Source organism: Streptomyces sp. NPDC046876 (assembly GCF_040645035.1).
GTDB lineage: Bacteria > Actinomycetota > Actinomycetes > Streptomycetales > Streptomycetaceae > Streptomyces.
Map to the genome: position 1 here is coordinate 1 of NZ_JBEYXK010000202.1, position 3,940 is coordinate 3,940.

Sequence of the window (3,940 nt, forward strand, 5' to 3'; positions counted from 1 at the left end):
CCGAGAACCACTGCTCCGCGGCCACTGTCAGCGGCGCCGATTACTCTGAGTAAGCAAGTGATCGCTGACTCAGGGGGAGCCATGTCAGGAACGCAGCACAGGGCAACACAGCACACGACGGACCACACCCCGGACCCCACCACGGCCAAGACCAAGGAAACGGCCCGGCGCCGCATGCTGCGCCGCGAGGTTCCCGGAACCGTCGGCCTCCTGGCCGACGCGGGGGACTTCGCGGCCATGCGCCGCTACCGCAGCTTCACCTTCGAGGACCACCAGGACTACCTCCGCGCCGTCGACGCACTGCTGCGGTCGCTCGCGGACGAGGGCATCCACACCACCGTTGCCCTCTTCGACCCCGAGGCGTACGCCGACTTCTGCGACGACAACGGCCTCGACCCGGACACCGCGGCATCGCGCAGCCGCTTCACCGCAGAACTCGCGGGCACCGGCCCCGCCCTGCCCTACACCGGCTGCCCCGTCGACGAGATGGTCCCGCTCCTGATCGACGAGGCCGTGCGGCAGTCCACCTGGGAGTACGCCACCGCGCTCCTCGCCGGCGTCGGCGCCTGCGCCGACTGCGGGGAGGACATCGGCCGCGCCGCCTTCGAGCGGGCCACCGCGGCCCTGACCCGCCTCGTGGAGCACGCGGGGCCCGGTCACCACCACCTGGTGTGCAGCGTCCCGACGGAGGACGAGCAGCTCGTCGCGGTCCTCCACGCCGAAGCCCCCGACGACGCGGACGGCCCGCCGTATGCCGCCGACCGGGAAGGCCTCGGCTTCGTGGCCGTCCTCGCCGCCGGCCTCGCCCTCGGCGGCACCGGGGGACTGGTCCTGCGCAGCACCACCCCCGGGTTCGCCGACCGGGTCCACGGCTGGCGCCTGGACCGGGGCAGGCTCGTCCCGCTCTCCGCGGCAGCGGTGTTCAACGCCTACTGCACCGACGCCGACACCGGAGAACCCGTAGCCCCCGAGCCGGGCGTCGAGTACTGCCCCGGATACGAGGTGGACGGTCCGGACCCCCACTCCTAGAACGGCCGAGGGGCCCCCGCCACAGGCGAAGGCCCCTCGACCGTCAAGCACCGCCAAAAACGCTGAACAACAACAAACAACGCCAAACAACGACAAGCAATGTCAAGCAGCGTCGAGCGCCGACGGCGCCCGTCGGCTCACTCGCCGGACAGCACCGCCTGCGCGGCCACACGGGCCTCCTCGGCACTGTCGGCCGCGCGTGCGGCTGCCGCGGCACGCTCGCACTGCGCCAGCGTGTGCTTGGCGAGCGTCGCCCGCACGTACGGGATGGAAGCGGCACCCATGGAGAGGGAGGTGACACCGAGACCCGTCAGCACACACGCGAGCAGCGGGTCGGAAGCGGCCTCGCCGCAGACACCGCAGCTCTTGCCCTCCGCCTTGGCGGCCTCGGCCGCCAAGGCGATGAGGTCGAGCAGCGCCGGCTGCCACGGGTCCTGCAGCCGCGAGACCGCACCGACCTGCCGGTCGGCGGCGAACGTGTACTGCGCCAGGTCGTTCGTGCCCAGCGACAGGAACTCGACCTCCTGCAGGATCGAGCGCGCCCGCAGCGCGGCGGAGGGGATCTCCACCATCGCTCCGAACTTCGCCCGGAGCCCGGCCGCCCGGCAGGCGTCCGCGAACGCCTTGGCGTCGGCGCGGTCGGCCACCATGGGGGCCATGACCTCCAGGTAGACCGGCAGTCCCTCGGCCGCCTTCGCGAGCGCGGTCAGCTGGGTCCGCAGCACCTCCGGGTGGTCCAGGAGCGTCCGCAGGCCGCGCACGCCCAGCGCCGGGTTCGGCTCGTCGGACGGCGTCAGGAAGTCGAGGGGCTTGTCGGCGCCGGCGTCCAGCACCCGCACCACGACCCGCCCCTCGGGGAAGGCCTCCAGCACCTTGCGGTACGACTCGACCTGCTTCTCCTCCGACGGTGCCTTCTTGCTGTCGTCCAGGAACAGGAACTCGGTCCGGAACAGGCCCACGCCCTCCGCCCCGGCCTCCACGGCCGCCGGCACGTCCGCCGGCCCGCCCACGTTGGCCAGCAGCGGCACCTTGTGGCCGTCGGAGGTGGCGCCCGGACCGGAGGAGGCGGCCAGCGCCGCCTTCCGCTCGGCCGCCGCGGCCTCCAGCTCGGCGCGCTTCTCCGCCGACGGGTCCACGAACAGGTCGCCCGTGCTGCCGTCCACGGCGATCAGGGTCCCCTCGGCGATCTCGCAGGCACCCGGCAGCGCCACGATCGCCGGCACGCCCAGCGCCCGCGCGAGGATCGCGCTGTGGCTGGTCGGGCCGCCCTCCTCGGTGACGAAGCCGAGGACGAGCGCCGGGTCGAGCAGCGCCGTGTCGGCGGGCGCAAGGTCCCGCGCGATCAGCACGTACGGCTCGTTGCTGTCCGGCACACCCGGCATCGGCACGCCCAGCAGCCGCGCCACGATGCGGTTGCGGACGTCGTCCAGGTCGGCCACGCGGCCGGCCATGTACTCCCCGGCCCCCGCGAGCAGGTCGCGGTAGGCGGCGAACGCGTCGTACACGCCGCGCTCGGCGGTGCTGCCGACGGCGATGCGCCGGTCGACGTCCGCCATGAGCTCGGGGTCCTCGGCGATCATGGCCTGGGCCTCCAGCACGTGCTGGGCCTCGCCTCCGGCCAGCTGGCCGCGCGCGATCAGGTCGGCCGCAACCGCCCGCACTGCCTGACGGGCGCGCCCCTGTTCGCGCTCCGCCTCATCCGCAGTGATCTGCCGGGCCGGCGGCTCCAGGACCGCCGTGCCCATGTGCCGCACCTCGCCGATCGCCACCCCGTGGCTCACGCCGACGCCTCGCAGCGTTGTCTCCATTTCACCGTCTCCGATTGAGCGGCGGGCCCGGCCGCCGCGGTGGATGTCCGACCCGCCCGCCCGTGCAGGCGGACACGTCACTGCCAGCTGAAGAGGACGTCGCCGGCCTTGACGTCGCCCTTCTCGTTGAGGTCGACGAGCGATTCGGCCGTGGCCTCGAGCGCGACGACGGGGCAGATCGGCGACTTGCCGGCGTCCTCGACCGCCTGCGGGTTCCAGCGGATGACGGCCTGGCCGCGGGTCACCGTGTCGCCCTTGTTGACGAGGAGCTCGAAGCCCTCGCCGTTGAGCTGGACGGTGTCGATCCCGAGGTGCGTGAGGACGCCGTGCCCCTCGCCGTCGACGACGACGTACGCGTGCGGGTGCAGGGAGACGACCACACCGTCGACGGGGGACACCGCCTCCGAGGGCTCGCGCACGGGATCGACAGCGGTACCCGGACCCACCATCGCGCCGGAGAACACCGGATCGGGCACAGCCGCGAGTCCGATGGCACGCCCGGCAAGAGGGGACGTCACGGTGGTCATGGGGGCCTCCCAGGGGTGGGGCTTCGACGCGCCGTCGTCACTGCCTGTCCTCGACGGCGTACGTTGAGAAGGGTATGTCATGAGATGTCCGGGTTCGCGTGAACGAACCTCCTGGCCGGAGGCCGCGACGCGGTCACGCGACACCGTAGTGGACTAGACCATACGCCTGAATCGATTTGCCTGTGAACCGGAGGCGTTGTACTGTCGTGAGTCCCGCCAGGGCGTGCCGCGTGAACTTCTCGCGAACAACCGATGGACGGGAACCCACCCCACAGGTAGCTGATCTTCGTCTCAGCTCTCGGTCCTGTGCCGTTGCGTTGCGCTCAATGCGTTTCGTGTCGGTGAATCGGTCGAGTTGCGAGAGACATAGAAAGCACTGGTAGGGTCGGGAAAGCCGGAAAGGGAAACCGCGAAAGCGGAGGACCTGGAAAGCGGGCGAGAAAGACTCTGATAGAGTCTGAATCGCAAGAAAGAAAAAACGAAGAACGAAAGCCCGGAGGAAAGCCCCAGTAAGTGTTACTGCGGGTGAGTACAAAGGAAGCGTCCGTTCCTTGAGAACTCAACAGCGTGCCAAAA

At 71.0% G+C, this 3,940-nt stretch carries 3 protein-coding genes; 1 reads left to right on the plus strand and 2 read right to left on the minus strand.

Features of this window, described 5'->3' with window-relative positions; translation table 11 throughout:
• The first annotated feature begins 174 nt into the window (after positions 1-174).
• Positions 175-1,029 (plus strand): hypothetical protein, encoded by an 855-nt coding sequence (locus ABZ924_RS38195; protein WP_361920292.1) that lies wholly within the window; start codon positions 175-177, stop codon positions 1,027-1,029.
• A 137-nt stretch (positions 1,030-1,166) separates the two neighbouring features.
• Here the strand turns inward: ABZ924_RS38195 and ptsP are convergent, their stop codons facing one another.
• Together ptsP and ABZ924_RS38205 are read right to left on the minus strand one after the other, a co-directional pair.
• A complete protein-coding gene (ptsP, locus tag ABZ924_RS38200; protein WP_361920288.1) occupies positions 1,167-2,837 on the minus strand; it encodes a phosphoenolpyruvate--protein phosphotransferase in 1,671 nt (556 codons plus the stop codon).
• A 77-nt stretch (positions 2,838-2,914) separates the two neighbouring features.
• Positions 2,915-3,364 (minus strand): PTS glucose transporter subunit IIA, encoded by a 450-nt coding sequence (locus ABZ924_RS38205; RefSeq protein WP_361920290.1) that lies wholly within the window; start codon positions 3,362-3,364, stop codon positions 2,915-2,917.
• Positions 3,365-3,940: the final 576 nt, after the last annotated feature.